The 16,682-nt window shown below is 70.6% G+C and carries 15 protein-coding genes and 5 tRNA genes; 9 read left to right on the top strand and 11 right to left on the bottom strand.

The annotated features are described in order from the left end of the window. The first annotated feature begins 156 nt into the window (after window positions 1-156). On the top strand, window positions 157-873 hold the full coding sequence (gene ndgR, locus ACIQUT_RS26760; protein WP_114054338.1) for an IclR family transcriptional regulator NdgR: 717 nt from the start codon (window positions 157-159) through the stop codon (window positions 871-873). 180 nt (window positions 874-1,053) lie between these two features. Here ndgR and ACIQUT_RS26755 read toward each other — a convergent pair. From ACIQUT_RS26755 to ACIQUT_RS26715, 9 genes are all read right to left on the bottom strand, one after another. Next, window positions 1,054-1,126 (bottom strand) — tRNA-Glu (locus tag ACIQUT_RS26755). A gap of 27 nt (window positions 1,127-1,153) precedes the next feature. Beyond that, a tRNA-Gln gene (locus tag ACIQUT_RS26750) sits at window positions 1,154-1,225 on the bottom strand. A gap of 22 nt (window positions 1,226-1,247) precedes the next feature. Further along, window positions 1,248-1,320: transfer RNA gene (locus ACIQUT_RS26745), tRNA-Glu, on the bottom strand. Window positions 1,321-1,381: 61 nt separating this feature from the next. Further along, window positions 1,382-1,454: transfer RNA gene (locus tag ACIQUT_RS26740), tRNA-Glu, on the bottom strand. A 28-nt stretch (window positions 1,455-1,482) separates the two neighbouring features. Then, window positions 1,483-1,554: transfer RNA gene (locus ACIQUT_RS26735), tRNA-Gln, on the bottom strand. 89 nt (window positions 1,555-1,643) lie between these two features. Then, complete coding sequence (locus ACIQUT_RS26730; protein WP_403566332.1) at window positions 1,644-2,372, bottom strand: HAD family hydrolase; 729 nt, start codon at window positions 2,370-2,372, stop codon at window positions 1,644-1,646. A 129-nt stretch (window positions 2,373-2,501) separates the two neighbouring features. Continuing rightward, window positions 2,502-3,986 (bottom strand): glutamate--tRNA ligase, encoded by a 1,485-nt coding sequence (gltX, locus tag ACIQUT_RS26725; protein ID WP_403566331.1) that lies wholly within the window; start codon window positions 3,984-3,986, stop codon window positions 2,502-2,504. Further along, window positions 3,979-4,779, bottom strand: a complete 801-nt coding sequence (locus tag ACIQUT_RS26720; RefSeq protein ID WP_403566329.1) for a fumarylacetoacetate hydrolase family protein — start codon at window positions 4,777-4,779, stop codon at window positions 3,979-3,981. Before ACIQUT_RS26720 ends, gltX begins: the two co-directional genes overlap by 8 nt. Window positions 4,780-4,866: 87 nt before the next feature. Beyond that, window positions 4,867-5,055 carry a hypothetical protein gene (locus tag ACIQUT_RS26715; RefSeq protein ID WP_403566328.1) on the bottom strand — a complete coding sequence of 63 codons (189 nt, stop codon included), beginning with the start codon at window positions 5,053-5,055 and terminating at the stop codon, window positions 4,867-4,869. A 564-nt stretch (window positions 5,056-5,619) separates the two neighbouring features. Between ACIQUT_RS26715 and ACIQUT_RS26710 the strand changes: the two genes are divergently transcribed. The 8 genes from ACIQUT_RS26710 to ACIQUT_RS26675 all read left to right on the top strand — a co-directional run bounded on the left by ACIQUT_RS26710 (window position 5,620) and on the right by ACIQUT_RS26675 (window position 15,956). Further along, window positions 5,620-9,312: a nitrate- and nitrite sensing domain-containing protein gene (locus tag ACIQUT_RS26710; protein WP_403566326.1), complete on the top strand. Its 3,693-nt coding sequence runs from the start codon at window positions 5,620-5,622 to the stop codon at window positions 9,310-9,312. A 9-nt stretch (window positions 9,313-9,321) separates the two neighbouring features. After that, a complete protein-coding gene (locus ACIQUT_RS26705) occupies window positions 9,322-9,735 on the top strand; it encodes a roadblock/LC7 domain-containing protein (protein WP_162793327.1) in 414 nt (137 codons plus the stop codon). A 151-nt stretch (window positions 9,736-9,886) separates the two neighbouring features. Continuing rightward, a complete protein-coding gene (locus ACIQUT_RS26700; protein WP_125541140.1) occupies window positions 9,887-10,282 on the top strand; it encodes a DUF742 domain-containing protein in 396 nt (131 codons plus the stop codon). After that, the gene (locus ACIQUT_RS26695) at window positions 10,263-10,844 is read left to right on the top strand and encodes a GTP-binding protein (protein WP_403566325.1); all 582 of its coding nucleotides are present in this window, start codon (window positions 10,263-10,265) and stop codon (window positions 10,842-10,844) included. The genes ACIQUT_RS26700 and ACIQUT_RS26695 overlap by 20 nt, the downstream gene beginning before the upstream one ends. Before the next feature lie 292 nt (window positions 10,845-11,136). Next, window positions 11,137-14,322, top strand: a complete 3,186-nt coding sequence (locus ACIQUT_RS26690) for a nitrate- and nitrite sensing domain-containing protein (RefSeq protein WP_403566323.1) — start codon at window positions 11,137-11,139, stop codon at window positions 14,320-14,322. Between the two features lie 10 nt (window positions 14,323-14,332). Further along, complete coding sequence (locus tag ACIQUT_RS26685; RefSeq protein ID WP_114058494.1) at window positions 14,333-14,746, top strand: roadblock/LC7 domain-containing protein; 414 nt, start codon at window positions 14,333-14,335, stop codon at window positions 14,744-14,746. Between the two features lie 93 nt (window positions 14,747-14,839). Then, entirely contained in the window at window positions 14,840-15,394 is a 555-nt protein-coding gene (locus ACIQUT_RS26680; protein ID WP_403566321.1) for a DUF742 domain-containing protein, read from the top strand. Next, window positions 15,375-15,956 (top strand): ATP/GTP-binding protein, encoded by a 582-nt coding sequence (locus ACIQUT_RS26675; protein WP_037792108.1) that lies wholly within the window; start codon window positions 15,375-15,377, stop codon window positions 15,954-15,956. The genes ACIQUT_RS26680 and ACIQUT_RS26675 overlap by 20 nt, the downstream gene beginning before the upstream one ends. Window positions 15,957-16,294: 338 nt before the next feature. Here the strand turns inward: ACIQUT_RS26675 and ACIQUT_RS26670 are convergent, their stop codons facing one another. After that, window positions 16,295-16,498 (bottom strand): acyl-CoA carboxylase subunit epsilon, encoded by a 204-nt coding sequence (locus tag ACIQUT_RS26670; protein ID WP_403566516.1) that lies wholly within the window; start codon window positions 16,496-16,498, stop codon window positions 16,295-16,297. 38 nt (window positions 16,499-16,536) lie between these two features. After that, window positions 16,537-16,682 (bottom strand): carboxyl transferase domain-containing protein (locus tag ACIQUT_RS26665; RefSeq protein ID WP_403566515.1); only part of this gene is annotated, 146 nt, incomplete at its 5' end.

The following is a 16,682-nucleotide window of genomic DNA, read 5'->3' as shown; positions in this document are numbered from 1 at the left end:
CGGCGCTTCATAGAGATGTGGTGCGCCGATCGCCGGTACCCCACGTGCCGGACGACGGCCTCGGACCCAGTGGTTCGTGGACCCGCACATACAGACTCGCTGGTTCTTGGAAAAATTGAACTTGCGTTTCACAGTGTGAGACGTGAATATCGTTTCATGGACAACTCTAGCGGCGTCGGCGTTCTCGACAAGGCAGCTCTGGTTTTGAGCGCACTGGAGTCCGGTCCGGCCACCCTCGCCGGGCTGGTCGCGGCGACAGGGCTCGCACGACCCACGGCACATCGCCTGGCCGTGGCACTGGAACACCACCGGATGGTGGCGAGGGACATGCAGGGCCGGTTCATCCTCGGACCGCGGCTGGCGGAGCTCGCCGCCGCGGCCGGCGAGGACCGCCTGCTGGCCACGGCGGGACCGGTACTCACCCACCTCCGCGACGTGACCGGGGAGAGCGCGCAGCTCTACCGCCGGCAGGGGGACATGCGCATCTGCGTGGCGGCCGCCGAGCGGCTGTCCGGCCTGCGGGACACGGTGCCGGTGGGCTCCACGCTCCCGATGAAGGCCGGCTCGGCCGCGCAGATCCTGATGGCCTGGGAGGAGCCCGAGCGGCTGCACCGCGGGCTGCAGGGCGCGCGCTTCACGGCGACGGCCCTGTCCGGCGTGCGGCGCCGCGGCTGGGCGCAGTCGATCGGCGAGCGGGAGCCGGGTGTGGCGTCCGTCTCGGCGCCGGTGCGCGGGCCCTCGAACCGCGTGGTGGCCGCCGTGTCGGTCTCCGGGCCGATCGAGCGCCTGACCCGCCACCCCGGCCGGATGCACGCCCAGGCGGTCATCGACGCCGCTGCGCGCCTGACCGAGGCCCTGCGCCGCGCCGGCTGACCTCCCGGCCCCTTTCCCCTTCCCCCGGGCCCGGGGGCGCGTACGACGCCGCACACGTCCGAACACGCGCCTCCGGGCCCGTCCTTGTGCACCGCGCCACGGCGGGAACGTACGGGGCCACCCGGGGCGGGAACGACGAAGAGGCCCTCCGCGATGAACGCGGAGGGCCTCTCCTGTGTGTACCCCCGACCGGATTCGAACCGGCGCTACCGCCTTGAGAGGGCGGCGTGCTAGGCCGCTACACAACGGGGGCATGCCTTACAGCTTGCGCTGTACTGCGCTGGGCTACCAGGACTCGAACCTAGAACAAAGGAACCAGAAACCTTCGTGTTGCCAATTACACCATAGCCCAAGGTGGTCTGAACCAACCTGAGTACCCCCGACCGGATTCGAACCGGCGCTACCGCCTTGAGAGGGCGGCGTGCTAGGCCGCTACACAACGGGGGCCCTAGCGATCCTGCATCAAGATGTCCGGGAGCTACCCAGGACCCCTCGCGGGAAGGATCTGTACCCCCGACCGGATTCGAACCGGCGCTACCGCCTTGAGAGGGCGGCGTGCTAGGCCGCTACACAACGGGGGCAAAGCACTGCGATTACTGCTGCACTGCGCTGGGGTACCAGGACTCGAACCTAGAATAAGGGAACCAGAAACCCTCGTGTTGCCAATTACACCATACCCCACCAGAAGTCAATCCCTTGCGGGGATTTTCCTTCGGGCTGCTCCTCCGGTTTCCGGCCTTTCGGCCCGCCCCGGCGGCGCAGAAAGAACATTACCGGATGGCTGACCGTGCTCCAAAACGGGTATCCCCGGCCAGCACCTCCGGGAGCTGCGCAAGCCCCTCGATCCGGTGTACGCCGGCGGGTGCGGGCCCCCTGTCGCCGCCGCGGTCGAGCCACACCGCCGTCATTCCGGCGTCGCGGGCGCCGCGGGCGTCGATCTCCGGCTGGTCGCCCACGTAGGCCGTGTCCCCGGGAGGCAGCCCCAGCGCCTCGCAGGCCGCGTGGAAGGCCGCCTCCTCGGGCTTGCTGACCCCGAGCTCGGCGGCGCACACCAGCACCTCGAAGCGCTCGCGCAGGCCGAGCGCGCGCAGCTTGGGGTCCTGGTTGACGCTGGAGGAGTTGGAGAGCACGCCGTGCCGGTAGCGGCCCGCCAGGGCGTCCAGGGCGGGCACGACGTCGGGGAAGACGGTCCAGGCGGCCTTGTAGTGCTCCACGTACCGGTCGAACCAGGCATCGGCCTCCTCGTCGCCCATCGCGGGCTCGCCGAGGAAGTCCCGCACCCGGTCCCGGCGCTGGCCCCGGAAGGTCACCTCGCCCGCCGCGAAGCGGTCCCAGTGCCGGGCGGTGGCCTCCCGCCACAGCGCGAGCGCCTTCTCCGGGGAGCCGTAGCGCCCGTCCAGGCCCTCCTCGGCGAGCCGGCGGGCGAGCCCGGCGGTGTCCGCCCCCGTGTAGTCGAACAGGGTGTCGTCGATGTCCCACAGCACGGCGCGGATCGGCATACCGCCGAGGCTACGCCGACTCCCCGTCCCGCGTGGGCCCGATGGTGAAGTCCGTCACGCGGAACGCCGCAGGGGGCGGCCTCCGGACGAACCGGGGGCCGCCCCCTGCGGGACGGTGGCGCCTGCCGCCTACGCGGCGGCGGCCAGCTTCGCCAGGGCCGCGTCGATGCGGGCCAGCGAGCGCTCCTTGCCCAGGATCTGCAGCGACTCGAAGAGCGGCAGGCCGACGGTGCGGCCGGTGACAGCCACGCGGACCGGGGCCTGGGCCTTGCCGAGCTTGAGGCCGTGGGCCTCGCCGGCGGTCAGGACGGCCTGCTTGAGGGCCTCGGGGTCGCTCCAGTCGGCCGCCTCCAGGTGGCCGCGCGCGGTGGTGAGCAGCGCCGCGGGCTCGCCCTTCATGGCCTTGTCCCAGGACGCCTGGTCCTCGACCGGCTCCTTGCGGAACAGGAAGTCGACGTTGGCGGTGATGTCCGACAGGACGGTCACGCGGGTCTGGGCGTACGGGGCGATGACGGCCCAGGCCTCGGCGTCGAACTCCTCGGGCTCCCAGTTCGCGAACGGGGCCTGCAGCCACGGGGCGCAGGCGTCCGCGAAGGCCTTCTCGTCCAGCCGGCGGATGTGGTCGGCGTTGATCGCCTCGGCCTTCTTCAGGTCGAAGCGGGCCGGGTTGGCGTTGACCTCGGTGATGTCGAACTTCGCCACCATCTCCTCGATCGAGAAGATGTCCTGGTCCTTGGAGAAGGACCAGCCGAGGAGCGAGAGGTAGTTCAGCAGGCCCTCGGAGAGGAAGCCGCGCTCGCGGTACAGGTTGAGCGAGGACTCGGGGTCGCGCTTGGAGAGCTTCTTGTTGCCCTCGCCCATGACGTACGGCAGGTGGCCGAACTGCGGGACGCCCTTGGCGATCCCCAGCTCCATCAGCGCCTTGTACAGCGCGATCTGGCGCGGGGTGGAGGACAGCAGGTCCTCGCCGCGGAGCACGTGGGTGATCTCCATCAGCGCGTCGTCGACCGGGTTGACGAGCGTGTAGAGCGGGGCGCCGTTGGCACGCAGGATGCCGAAGTCCGGCACGTTCTCCGGGGTGAAGGTCAGCTCGCCGCGGACCAGGTCGGTGAAGGTGATCGGCTCGTCGGGCATCCGGAAGCGGACGATCGGCGTGCGGTGCTCGCCCCGGTACGCCTCCAGCTGCACGGCGGTCAGCTCGCGGCAGTGGCCGTCGTAGCCGGAGGGCTTGCCGGCGGCGCGGGCGGCCGCGCGGCGGGCGTCGAGCTCCTCGGTGGTGCAGTAGCAGTCGTACGCGTAGCCGCCGTCCCTGAGCTTCTGCGCGATGTCCGCGTAGACGTCCATGCGCTGCGACTGGCGGTACGGGGCGTGCGGGCCGCCCACCTCGGGACCCTCGTCCCAGGTGAAGCCGAGCCAGCGCAGCGAGTCGAGGAGCTGGTCGTACGACTCCTCGGAGTCGCGCGCCGCGTCGGTGTCCTCGATGCGGAAGACGAACGTGCCGCCGTGGTGGCGGGCGAACGCCCAGTTGAACAGGGCCGTCCGGACCAGGCCCACGTGGGGGTTGCCGGTCGGGGAGGGACAGAAACGTACGCGGACGGGGGTCGCGTTAGCCACGCTTGATCACCTTGTTGGTGAGAGTGCCGATGCCTTCGATGGTGACGGCGACCTCGTCGCCGACGTTGAGGGGGCCGACTCCGGCCGGGGTCCCCGTGAGGATGACGTCGCCGGGCAGCAGCGTCATGGCCTCGCTGATGTGCACGACCAGGTCCTCGACGGAGCGGACCATGTCGCGGGTGCTGCCGAGCTGGCGCTGCTCGCCGTTGACGGTGCACTGGACGGCCAGGCCCTCGGCGATCGCCGCCGGGTCCAGGCCGGTCTCGATCCAGGGGCCGAGCGGGCAGGCGCTGTCGAAGCCCTTCGCGCGGGCCCACTGCTGCTCGCGCTGCTGCACGTCGCGGGCGGTGACGTCGTTGGCGCAGGTGTAGCCGAGGATGACGTCCTTGACCCGCTCCCGCGGGACCTCGCGGCACATCCGGCCGATCACCACGGCGAGCTCCGCCTCGTGGTGGAGGTCCTGGGAGAAGGACGGGTACGTGATCGGGTCGCCCGGGCCGACCACCGAGGTGGACGGCTTGAAGAAGGTGATGGGGGCCTCGGGGACCTTGTTGCCGAGCTCCGCCGCGTGCTCCGCGTAGTTGCGGCCGACGGCCACGACCTTGTTCGGGAGCACGGGCGGCAGGAGCCGGACCTTGCTCAGCGGGACCTTCGTGCCGGAGAGCTCGAAGTCCGCGAACGGGATGCCCTTGATGATGTCGAGGACGAGCTCGCCCTCGGCGCCGGGGGCGGTGCCGCCCTCGACCGCGCCGAACGCGACATTGCCGTCGATCGAGAACCTGGCGATGCGCACGTCTTGCGCCTGCCCCTCTGTTTATTTCCGCTGGCTGGAGTCTGCGGACTCCAGGCTAGCGCGGCGGGGGCGGGGCTTCGCGTTCCTTTACTCGGCGGCGGGTGCGGCCGCCGGGGCGTGCATCAGCACGGTGCGGCGCGGGTTCGCGGTCTGGGTCGGCAGCTCGACGGCGTGTTCCGGAGCCGGGGCCGACTGCAGCTCCTCGGCGTCCTTCAGGTGCGCGAGGGTGGTGCGGCGCGGGTTGGCTATGTTGCGGAACATCATCGTCGTCTTCATCGGAGTCTCGGGCCCTCGGCTCGGTTGTCGGGTGGGGTTGTCGGTTCCTTCAACCCTGTAAAGGGCAAGGCTAAACATCCGATTCGCGCCCTGAACCGGGAACTATCGGCCTCGGCCATGTGAGTTTGCTCACCAGCGACCCGGCAATCCGGACATAACAGACGGTCAACCCGAAGCGGCGAAACGGACATTACGCCACTGAATCAGCCATTCCGCTCCTGATCATCTCGACTGGGACACCTTGACGGCTGTTGCATTTGAATCGTGTAAGTCCATTTCGCCCCGAAAGGCGCCACACGCGGCGTAGTCACACCCTCACGTTCCGTCGATGATCTGCAGGGCCGGTCCGTGCACCTTGTTGGAGGTCCGGCACTGTGCTGGAATGCGCGAGACCGCCGCGCGAGACAGCCGGCGCGCAGGTGGCGCGAGACCGCGCCGAGCGGCGGTGAAGTAGGAGACGCGCCGGTCACCGACGACCACCATGGGGCCGCGACAGCGCCCCACGACTCGACACCGTCCCACCGGTCGCCCGGCGGGACGCCTGGTCCAGAGGTTGCGACGCTAGTGCAGGGACGATTCAAGAGGGACGGCAAGGGGTCTCCCCAGGCCCTTCAGGGCAGAGGGGACGCTGCTGCGGAGCAGGACCCGCGCGGCGGGACCGACCGAGGCTCATCGCCCCAGCACGCCCAGGGCCGCGCGCCGGCCCTCGAAGGCACGGGACCCGGCCCCTCGGGAGCGAAGAGCAAGGCCTCCCGCATCAAGCCCAGGGGCAAGTCCAAGGGGAAGGCCGCGGTCGAGGAGCCGGCCGACAAGGACACCGCGATACCGAAGGCCCCTGCCGGGCCCGGATCGCGTCTGCACATGCAGAACTGGCGAATCAGCACGCGACTGGTGTCGCTGCTGACCCTGCCTGTCGTCGCCGCCACCACGCTCGGTGGCTTCCGCATCAACGACTCGCTCAACGACATCTCGCAGCTCGAGCACATGCAGCTGCTGACGACGATGACGCGTCAGGCCACCAACCTGGCCGCCGCGCTCCAGGAGGAGCGCGACAAGTCGGCGGGTCCGCTGTCGATCGACAAGTCGGGCAAGCCCGACAGCCTCACCCAGGGTGTCCGGGCGAACACCGATGGCGCCCTCAAGTCCTTCGCCGCCGCGACCGACAAGGTCGACGCCACGGAGGACAAGGACGAGACGCTCAAGTCGATCCGCAACAACATCCTGCAGATCGGCCGTCAGCTCACCGAGATCGAGGCGATCCGCAAGAAGGCGTACCAGAACGGTGCCCAGCAGACCGTCACCGAGTACAACTCGCTGATCGTCTCGCTGCTCTCGCTCTCCCAGGACATGGCCCAGGCCACGTCCAGCCCCGAGATGATCAAGCGTACGCGTGCCCTGGCGGCGTTCTCCTCCGCCAAGGAATACGCCTCGATCCAGCGCGCGATCATCGCCGCCTCGCTGCCCGACAGCAACGAGAAGGCCGGCACGCTCACCGAGAACGACCGCCTCTACGCGCTCTCCGCACTCCGCGGCGAGAGCCAGGCGAAGAAGACCTTCGAACTCGTCTACCAGGGCAAGACCGAGGACCTCCTCGCCTCGCTCGGCGACGGCAACCCGGAGATCGGCAAGGCGGACCACTACACCCGCCGCGTCCTGTCCACGAAGGACCAGTTCAGCAAGGAGACGCAGTACAAGTCCTGGATGGACTGGTACGACGCGGACGACACCAAGCTCCAGGCCATGAAGGTCATCGAGCTGACGCTGCTCGAGGACATGGAGCAGAAGGCCCGTGAGCTGAAGAGCGAGTCGCAGCGCGACGCGATCATCAACGGTGCCCTGATCCTCCTCGTGCTCGGCGTCTCCCTCGTCGGCGCCTTCGTCATGGCCCGGTCCATGATCCGCTCGCTGCGCCGCCTGCAGGACACCGCCACCCGGGTCGCCCAGGAACGCCTGCCCGAGCTCGTCAAGCAGCTGTCCGAGTCCGACCCGCAGGACGTCGACACGTCCGTGGAGTCCGTCGGCCTGCACACCCGCGACGAGATCGGCCAGGTTGCCGCGGCCTTCGACGACGTGCACCGCGAGGCGGTCCGCCTCGCCGCCGAGCAGGCCCTTCTGCGGGGCAACGTCAACGCGATGTTCACCAACCTCTCGCGCCGCAGCCAGGGCCTCATCCAGCGTCAGCTCTCGCTCATCTCCGAACTGGAGTCGCGCGAGGCCGACCCGGACCAGCTGTCCTCGCTCTTCAAGCTCGACCACCTCGCGACCCGCATGCGACGTAACGGCGAAAACCTCCTCGTCCTCGCGGGCGAGGAGCCGGGCCGCCGGTGGACCCGCCCCGTCCCGCTCGTCGACGTGCTCCGCGCCGCCGCGTCCGAGGTGGAGCAGTACGAGCGCATCGAACTGGCCGCGGTCCCGGCGACCGAGGTCGCCGGCCGCGTCGTCAACGACCTCGTGCACCTGCTCGCCGAGCTGCTGGAGAACGCGACGTCGTTCTCCTCCCCGCAGACCAAGGTCAAGGTCACCGGTCACGCGCTGCCCGACGGCCGCGTGCTCGTCGAGATCCACGACACCGGCATCGGCCTCTCCCCCGAGGACCTCGCCGCGATCAACGAGCGGCTCGCCGCGCCGCCGACCGTGGACGTCTCCGTCTCCCGCCGCATGGGCCTCTTCGTGGTCGGCCGCCTGTCCCTGCGACACGGCATCCGCATTCAGCTGCGCCCGTCCGACTCCGGCGGTACGACGGCCCTCGTCATGCTCCCGGTGGACGTCGCCCAGGGCGGCAAGAAGCCCGGCGGCCCCGGCGGCCAGGGTGCCGCCGGCCAGCAGGGCGGCCCCGGCGGCTCCGGCGGCCAGGGTTCCGGCCCGGGCGGCGGCGGTGCCCGCCCGCCCGTGGGCTCCGGCCCCCAGCGCAGCGGCGTGGCCGCGGCCATGGGCCAGCGTGCCGCGCTGGCCCAGCAGGGCGGCGCCGGCGCTCCGCAGGGCCTCCCCGGCCGTCCGCAGCAGAGCGGTCCCGGCGGGCGTCCGCAGGGCGGCCCCGGCATGCCGGGTGCGCCGGGCGGTGCCCCGACCGGCCAGGGTGGCCAGGGCTCCTTCGGCGGCAACAGCCCGCTGCCGGGCCGCGGTCCCGCCGGCGGCCCCCAGGGCCGTCCCGCCTCCGCCCCTGCCGCCTCCGGCGCTTCCGGCGCTTCCGGCCAGGCCGGCTTCCCGCAGGGCAACGGCTTCGAGCGGCCGCAGCCGCCGCAGCCCGCCGCCCCCGCGGGGCAGGCCCCCGAGGCCCCGGCCCAGCGCGGTGCCCGGCCGCAGCTGCCGCCGCGTGACGGCTCCCTGCGCCCGGAGCTCCCGGGTGCCGGCGCCGGCGCCGCCGGCGGTCCGTCCGCCGGGGCACCGCAGGCCACCAGCTGGGGCGCCGCCCCGGCCCGCCACGGCGGCCAGGAGGTCCCGCGCGGCCACGACGAGCTCTCGGGTCCCGGCTCCACGGCCGAGTTCCCGCGCCCGGACTTCGGTGCCCCGCGACCGCAGGCCGGCGGCAACAGCACGACCGGGCAGTTCGAGCGTCCGGACATGCGCGGCCAGGCGGACCCGTCCACCACGGGACAGTTCGCCCGCCCCGAGTTCCAGGCCCCGCGGCCCGGCGGCCCGGGCGTCGGCAGCTTCCCGCCGCCGCCGCAGGCTCCCCAGCTCCCGCAGGCTCCGCAGCCGGAGGCCCTGCCGCCGGCCGGGGGCCCGGGCGGCGAGCGCAGTCCGATCTTCGACACTCTGGAGTCGAACTGGTACCCGCAGGACGGCTCCCAGCCGTCCGGGCAGGCGCCGTCCGCGTTCCAGCAGCCGCAGGCCGCCCCTCCGGCCTCGGCGCCCGCTCCGCGCCAGCGCCCGCAGCAGCCGATGCCGCAGCGCGGCCAGGAGCCTTCGGCCGAGTCCGCCCAGACGGCGAACGGCAGCACGCCGCCGACCGTCAGCTGGCGTTCCTCGCCGAACGACGAACTGATGCGCCAGGCCGAGCGCGTGCGCCAGCCCGCAGCCGGCGGCATCACCACTTCGGGGCTGCCCCGCCGAGTTCCGCGGGCGAACCTCGTGGCCGGCACCGCGCAGCAGCAGACCGACACTCAGGCCGGTCCCCAGGTCTCGCGTGCACCGGATGACGTCCGGGGTCGTCTGACCAACCTCCGACGCGGTATCCAGCAGGGTCGCCAGGCCGGAAACAACGGCCCGGAGACCGGCAGTTACCACATCGACCCCACTTACCAGCAGGAGCGTTAGTTGAGTTCGATGAGCCAGGCGGCACAGAACCTGAACTGGTTGATCACCAACTTCGTGGACAACACCCCCGGGGTGTCCCACACGGTGGTGGTCTCCGCCGACGGCCTCCTTCTGGCGATGTCCGATGGATTCCCGCGTGACCGCGCGGATCAGCTGGCGGCCGTGGCCTCCGGTCTGACCTCGCTGACCGCCGGAGCCTCCCGCATCTTCGAGGGCGGCGCCGTCAACCAGACCGTGGTCGAGATGGACCGGGGATTCCTCTTCCTCATGTCCGTCAGCGACGGGTCCTCGCTCGCGGTGCTCGCGCACCCCGAGTGCGACATCGGTCTCGTCGGCTACGAGATGGCCCTCCTCGTGGATCGAGCGGGCACGGTCCTCACCCCGGACCTGCGCGCCGAACTGCAGGGAAGCCTGCTCATCTGACTGACCATTCCCCGGCCGGACGGTACTTCCGGCCGGGGAAGCGGGGCCCCCGCCCCAGTGCCCAGTACCACCGTCAGGCCGTCATACCGTCCCCCCACCGGCCGCCCCGTCAGACGGCACGCTGACCACTGCTGTCCAGCCCGGAGGATCAATGACCCCGCCCCCCGCCTATTCCGATGCGTACGACGATTCGTCGTACTCGGAGGGCGACCAGCCGCTCGTGCGCCCGTACGCCATGACCGGCGGACGGACCCGGCCGCGCTACCAGCTCGCCATCGAGGCGCTGGTCAGCACCACGGCCGATCCGATGCACCTGTCCGGCCTGCTGCCCGAGCACCAGCGCATCTGCACGCTGTGCCGCGAGGTCAAGTCGGTCGCGGAGGTCTCCGCACTGCTGTCCATGCCGCTCGGTGTGGCCCGGATCCTCGTCGCCGACCTGGCAGAGGCCGGCATGGTGGCCATCCACCAGCCGGGCAACGGAGAGGCCGGCGGCACGCCGGACGTGACACTGCTCGAAAGGGTGCTCAGTGGACTTCGCAAGCTCTAACGGCGGAGCGGCTCGCTCCACCACCTCGGCGAAGATCGTGGTGGCGGGCGGCTTCGGCGTGGGCAAGACCACGTTCGTCGGCGCGGTCTCCGAGATCAACCCGTTGCGCACCGAAGCCGTGATGACCAGCGCCTCCGCCGGCATCGACGACCTCACCCACACCGGGGACAAGACGACGACCACCGTCGCCATGGACTTCGGCCGCATCACCCTGGACCAGGACCTCATCCTCTACCTGTTCGGCACCCCCGGACAGGACCGGTTCTGGTTCATGTGGGACGACCTCGTCCGCGGCGCCATCGGCGCCGTCGTCCTCGTCGACACCCGCCGCCTCGCCGACTGCTTCCCCGCCGTCGACTACTTCGAGAACAGCGGCCTGCCCTTCGTCGTCGCCCTCAACGGCTTCGAGGGACACCAGCCCTACACCCCCGAAGAAGTCCGCGAGGCCCTCCAGATCGGCCCGGACGCCCCCATCATCACCACCGACGCCCGCCACCGGGCCGATGCCAAGAGCGCGCTCATCACCCTCGTCGAGCACGCCCTCATGGCACGGCTGAAGTAACCGGGCCTGTCGTGCGGACCGGAAGGGCGGGCTGTGTCATACGACACGGCCCGCCCTTCCCGTTCATAACGTTTCGACAGAGAATTGCCCCCAGACCTGCACACCGTGCGTTCGGGCGGTACCGCTGCGCGCACATGCGGCCCCCTTTTTTCCGCCGCTCGCTCTTTATGTCCGTTTTACGTGTGTCGAAGGTCTCGGGGACCGGCCGGAACCAACTGTTTGGAACACGGCCCTTGACCATGCTGGAATTCAACTAACCAGCTAGTAGCACCGCCGAGAGGTTGTTGGTCGAGTGAGGCGAAGCAAGTCGAGCCCCGTGGATGAATCCGCGCGCGGCAACTTCACCCCGCCGCAGCGCGCGGGCGCGTCGCCCGTCGACGCGCCCGTGGAACCGGCGCCGAAGAGCGGCAGCACCAGCAGGTTCTCGCCCCGCAACTGGCGTGTGGCGACCCGTCTGAACGCCATCCTGCTCGTACCGGTCCTCGTCGGCCTGGTCATGGGCGGCTTCCAGGTGAAGGGATCCCTCGACACCTGGAACGAGGCCAAGGACGCCGAGAAGACCGCCCGCATCGTCCAGGCGGCGGCGGAATACGGCCAGGCGCTGCTCAACGAGCGCGACCTCACGGCCGAGCCGCTGCTGAAGGGCGACGCGAACAACCCCGCGGTCACGAAGGCCTACGACGCCACCAACGAGGCGAAGGCCAAGTTCGCCGAGGCCGTCAAGGACCTGCCGAAGAACCAGGGTCTGGAGCGGCGCCTGCAGCTCTTCCGCCAGGAGGAGCCCAAGCTGTCGCTGGTCCGCCAGTCGGCCTTCAAGGCTCCCGAGACGGCGAAGAAGAACCCCTCCGCCAACCAGTTGGGTCCCATCCCGACCGAGGACGGCTACCTCCTCGTCCAGCACTACCTGATGCAGTTCTCCAATGAACTGGGGCTGGGCACCGGCAACGTGACCAGCTACGGGCGCATGGTCTACGCGATCGAGCTGGCCAAGGCCGCCGAGTCGCTCCAGCGCTCCATCGGCACGCACCTGCTGGTCCGCCCGAACCCCGACGAAGAGGTCCGCAAGGCCCAGCTCGTCGCCTTCTCCTCGTACGCCTACCTCGAGGAGATCGCGGTCGGCGAGTACATCGCCGCGGGCACCGCCGATGACGTCAACCGCTTCAAGGACGTCATGCAGAAGAAGTCCCAGGACGGGGCTGCGAAGCTCGCCGCCGCGAAGGCGCAGGCGGAGCAGAGCGGGACCACGTTCACGACTCCGCCCACGGTCAACGGCTCGGTGCTCACGGGCATGACCGATGCGATAGCCCGGGGCGACAAGCCCGCCGCCCTGGCGAAGATCGGCGTCACGCCGGCCGCCTGGCAGGCCGGTGCCACCGCCAAGTTCGAGGGCTACGTCGAGATCGAGAAGGATCTCCTCGACAAGGCCGTCAAGGACACCGTCACGGTCTCCGACGACGCCCGCAACGTCGCCATCTGGACCGGCGCCGCGGTGGTCGTGGCCCTGCTCGCCGCCTTCATCCTGGCCGCCATGGTGGCCCGCCAGATGAGCCGCTCGATGCGCCGCCTGCGCTCCGCCGCCTTCGACGTCGCCGAGCAGCGCCTGCCGATGCTCGTCGACCAGCTCTCGCGGACCGACCCGGGCAAGGTCGACACCCGCGTCGCGCCGATCCCGATCGACTCCCGGGACGAGATCGGCGAGGTTGCCCGCGCCTTCGACCAGGTCCACCGGGAGGCCGTCCGGCTCGCCGCCGAGCAGGCGCTCCTGCGAGGGAACGTCAACGCGATCTTCACGAACCTCTCCATGCGCAACCAGTCGCTGATCGAGGGCCAGCTGACCCTGATCACCGAGCTGGAGAACAACGAGGCCGACCCGGACCAGCTGGAGAACCTCTTCCGCCTGGACCACCTGGCCACCCGTATGCGCCGCAACGGCGAGAACCTCCTCATCCTCGCGGGCGAGGAGCCGGGCCGCCGCTGGGACCAGCCGGTGCCCCTCGTCGACGTGCTGCGCGCCGCCTCCTCCGAGGTGGAGCAGTACGAGCGCATCGAGCTGTCGAACGTCTCCGAGGCCGAGATCCACGGCCAGGCCGTGACCGACCTCGTGCACCTGCTCGCCGAGCTGCTGGAGAACGCCACGACGTTCTCCTCCCCGCAGACCAAGGTCCGCGTCAACGCCACGCGTCTGCCGGACAGCCGCGTCATGGTCGAGATCCACGACAAGGGCATCGGCCTGACCGCCGAGGACTTCGCGGACATCAACCACAAGCTGGCCAACCCGCCGACCGTGGACGCCGCGATCTCGCAGCGCATGGGCCTCTTCGTGGTCGGCCGCCTGGCGGACCGGCACAACATCCGCGTCCAGCTGCGTCCTTCGGGCGAGGCGGCCGGTACGACGTCGCTCGTCATGCTCCCCGACGCGATCACCCACGGTGGCGGTGGCGAGGGCATCCCGGACGACGAGTTCACCGTCTCCTCGATGATCCCGGAGCAGCACGTCCAGCAGGCCGCGCCGATGCGCACGGCCGCCGAACTCGGCTTCGACGACTCCCGCTACGACGGTCAGGGCGCCGAAGGCGGCCTGAACGCGGTCGGCCGCTCCCTCGGCCAGCAGGACCGCCGTGCGGCGCTGGAGGCGCAGCTGCACCAGCCGCAGGCCCCGGCCGACGACTACGCTGCGCAGCAGGAGTATGCGGAACCGCAGCCGGAGCACGGCTACCAGCCGTATCCGGAGTTCGAGCAGCAGCCCTCGCAGGGCTATGACGCCTCGTACGACGAGCAGCAGGCCCACGCTGACCAGCAGGGCTACGAGGGCTACCCGCAGCAGGACTACCCCTATGCGGAAGCGGGTTACCAGCAGCCTCAGCAGGACGCGCAGGGTTACGACAACGGCTACGCTGCCCAGTCGCAGCATGCGGAGTGGCCCGAGCAGAACACGTACTCCGATGGCTACCAGCAGGGGTACGGGACTGAATCGGAACCCCAGGTCGCTCCCGAACCCGCCGCGGACCGCGTAGGCTTCGATCGTCCGGGCGCCGCTGCCGACGCCGGTCACCAGATGACCGGTGCGGGCCTGCCGCGCCGCGGCAGCCAGCAGCAGCGGCAGCCGGCGCAGCAGGAAGCGGAGTCCCCCGGATCCCTCTTCGAGCAGCGGTCGCCGCGACAGCAGCAGCCCGCCGCCGCGGAGCAGGGCGAGACGGGCAGCGACGCCTGGCGCTCGAAGAACGACGAGCGCTGGTCGGCAGCCGGAAAGCTCCGTGAGCCGAAGGCGGGCGGGGTCACCGCGTCCGGTCTGCCTCGGCGGGTGCCCAAGGCCAACCTGGTCGAAGGTTCGGCGGAGACGACTCCGCAGAACGGCCCCCAGGTCTCCCGGGCTCCGGAGGACGTGCGCGGCAGGTTGAGCAACCTGCGGCGCGGTGTCCAGCAGGGCCGGAGCGCGGGTACTGAGCAGTCAAGTAACAGCTATGACCAGGAGCGTTAGTGTGAGCCCGATGAGCCAGGCGGCACAGAACCTTAACTGGTTGATCACCAACTTCGTGGACAACACCCCCGGGGTGTCCCACACGGTGGTGGTCTCCGCCGACGGCCTCCTTCTGGCGATGTCCGATGGATTCCCGCGTGACCGCGCGGATCAGCTGGCGGCCGTGGCCTCCGGTCTGACCTCGCTGACCGCCGGAGCCTCCCGCATCTTCGAGGGCGGCGCCGTCAACCAGACTGTCGTCGAGATGGACCGGGGATTCCTCTTCCTCATGTCCATCAGCGACGGGTCCTCGCTCGCGGTGCTCGCGCACCCCGAGTGCGACATCGGTCTCGTCGGCTACGAGATGGCCCTCCTCGTGGATCGAGCGGGCACGGTCCTCACCCCGGACCTGCGCGCCGAACTGCAGGGAAGCCTTCTCAACTAGCAAACAGGCAGTGCGTTTCGCGCCATCGCACCGTAGGGTGCGGTGGCGCGGTTCCACAGGGAGTACTGCGTTCTTGGAGTCGGAGGAGGAGACGTGACAACACCCGGAGGACATCCTTATGGCGGCTCTCAGCAGCCGCAGGGTGGGCACGACCAGAACCGCTTCAACTTCCCCTCCGCGCCAAGCCGGCCCGTGCCGGAGCAGTCTCCCTACCAGCAACAGCCGTACGGCCAGCCCCAGCACCAGGTGCCCCAGCGGCCTCCGCAGCAGCCCCACCGGGGCGGTCAGCCGCAGGCTCCCAAGGCCCACAACCCGCTGGTGCGCCCGTACGCGATGACCGGCGGCCGTACGCGGCCGCGCTACCAGCTCGCCATCGAGGCGCTGGTCAGTACCACGGCAGACCCCGCGCGGATGCAAGGGCAGTTGCCCGAGCACCAGCGCATCTGCCGCCTGTGCCTGGAGATCAAATCCGTTGCGGAGATCTCGGCACTTCTCTCCATTCCTCTTGGTGTCGCCCGCATTCTCGTCGCCGACCTGGCGGAGGCGGGCCTTGTCGCCATTCACCAGCCCGGCGGCGACGAATCCGCCGGTGGCCAGCCAGATGTGACACTGCTCGAAAGGGTGCTCAGTGGACTTCGCAAGCTCTAACGGCGGAGCGGCTCGCTCCACCACCTCGGCGAAGATCGTGGTGGCGGGCGGCTTCGGCGTGGGCAAGACCACGTTCGTCGGCGCGGTCTCCGAGATCAACCCGCTGCGCACCGAAGCCGTGATGACCAGCGCCTCCGCCGGCATCGACGACCTCACCCACACCGGGGACAAGACGACGACCACCGTCGCCATGGACTTCGGCCGCATCACCCTGGACCAGGACCTCATCCTCTACCTGTTCGGCACCCCCGGACAGGACCGGTTCTGGTTCATGTGGGACGACCTCGTCCGCGGCGCCATCGGCGCCGTCGTCCTCGTCGACACCCGCCGCCTCGCCGACTGCTTCCCCGCCGTCGACTACTTCGAGAACAGCGGCCTGCCCTTCGTCATCGCCCTCAACGGCTTCGACGGACACCAGCCCTACACCCCCGAAGAAGTCCGCGAGGCCCTCCAGATCGGCCCGGACGCCCCCATCATCACCACCGACGCCCGCCACCGGGCCGACGCCAAGAGCGCGCTCATCACCCTCGTCGAGCACGCCCTCATGGCACGGCTGCGGTAGCACTGCGCAGCGCGTACGCGAAGGCCCCGTGTCCCTGTGGACACGGGGCCTTTCCCGTTCCCGCCGTACGCGGCCTCCTGAGGCCCTGGTGCGCGCCCGGCAGCCCTTCGGTCCAACAGGGTCCCGGGAGGCCCGCAGGGAGGCTCCCAGCCGCCCCTGCCGCCGCGGCGGGCACCGTGGGTCCCGTGTGCGGGTTCCCGGTCGGCACTTCAGATGCCGAACGCCGGGCACGGCGGTCGCCGCGGCGAGGGCACGGTGGCGCAATGCGTCAGGCCCCGCACCCTGGGCCCGGGACGGATCCGGGGAGGGTGCGGGGCCTGACGGAGGGCAGCTGCGGGTCAGCCCTGCCAGCTGTGCGGGGCGCGGAAGCCCCGGGCGCGCTCCAGGCGGCGCCAGCCGGCCTGGGTGCCGATGCGGTGCGTCGGGCGGGCTTCCGGCGTGGCGGCGGCGCGGGCGAGCAGGATCGCGGTGATCGCGGCCAGCTCCTCCGGCTCGGCGTTGCCCTTCTCGACGCGCAGCAGGGTGTCGGCAGCGCGGTTCATCGTGCTCAGACTCATGGGTGGCAGGTCTCCTTCGCTCGTTACTGCGGCGGGTTGCCGTGCTTGCGGGACGGCAGATCGGCGTGCTTGCTGCGGAGCATCGCGAGGGCGCCGATCAGCGTCTCGCGGGTCTCGGCGGGGTCGATGACGTCGTCGACGAGGCCGCGTTCGGCCGCGTAGTACGGGT

Source organism: Streptomyces sp. NPDC090445 (assembly GCF_044769385.1).
Lineage (GTDB): Bacteria > Actinomycetota > Actinomycetes > Streptomycetales > Streptomycetaceae > Streptomyces.
Note: the sequence above shows the minus strand (reverse complement) of the source record. Positions and strands in the feature narration are given on the sequence as shown.

Coding starts and splice junctions, on each gene's coding strand:
- ACIQUT_RS26670 (WP_403566516.1), bottom strand. CDS start 16,498: ATGAACCGCGCTGCCGACACCCTGCTGCGCGTCGAGAAGGGCAACGCC.
- ACIQUT_RS26730 (WP_403566332.1), bottom strand. CDS start 2,372: ATGCCGATCCGCGCCGTGCTGTGGGACATCGACGACACCCTGTTCGAC.
- ACIQUT_RS26715 (WP_403566328.1), bottom strand. CDS start 5,055: ATGAAGACGACGATGATGTTCCGCAACATAGCCAACCCGCGCCGCACC.
- ndgR (WP_114054338.1), top strand. CDS start 157: ATGGACAACTCTAGCGGCGTCGGCGTTCTCGACAAGGCAGCTCTGGTT.
- ACIQUT_RS26685 (WP_114058494.1), top strand. CDS start 14,333: ATGAGCCAGGCGGCACAGAACCTTAACTGGTTGATCACCAACTTCGTG.
- ACIQUT_RS26700 (WP_125541140.1), top strand. CDS start 9,887: ATGACCCCGCCCCCCGCCTATTCCGATGCGTACGACGATTCGTCGTAC.
- ACIQUT_RS26705 (WP_162793327.1), top strand. CDS start 9,322: ATGAGCCAGGCGGCACAGAACCTGAACTGGTTGATCACCAACTTCGTG.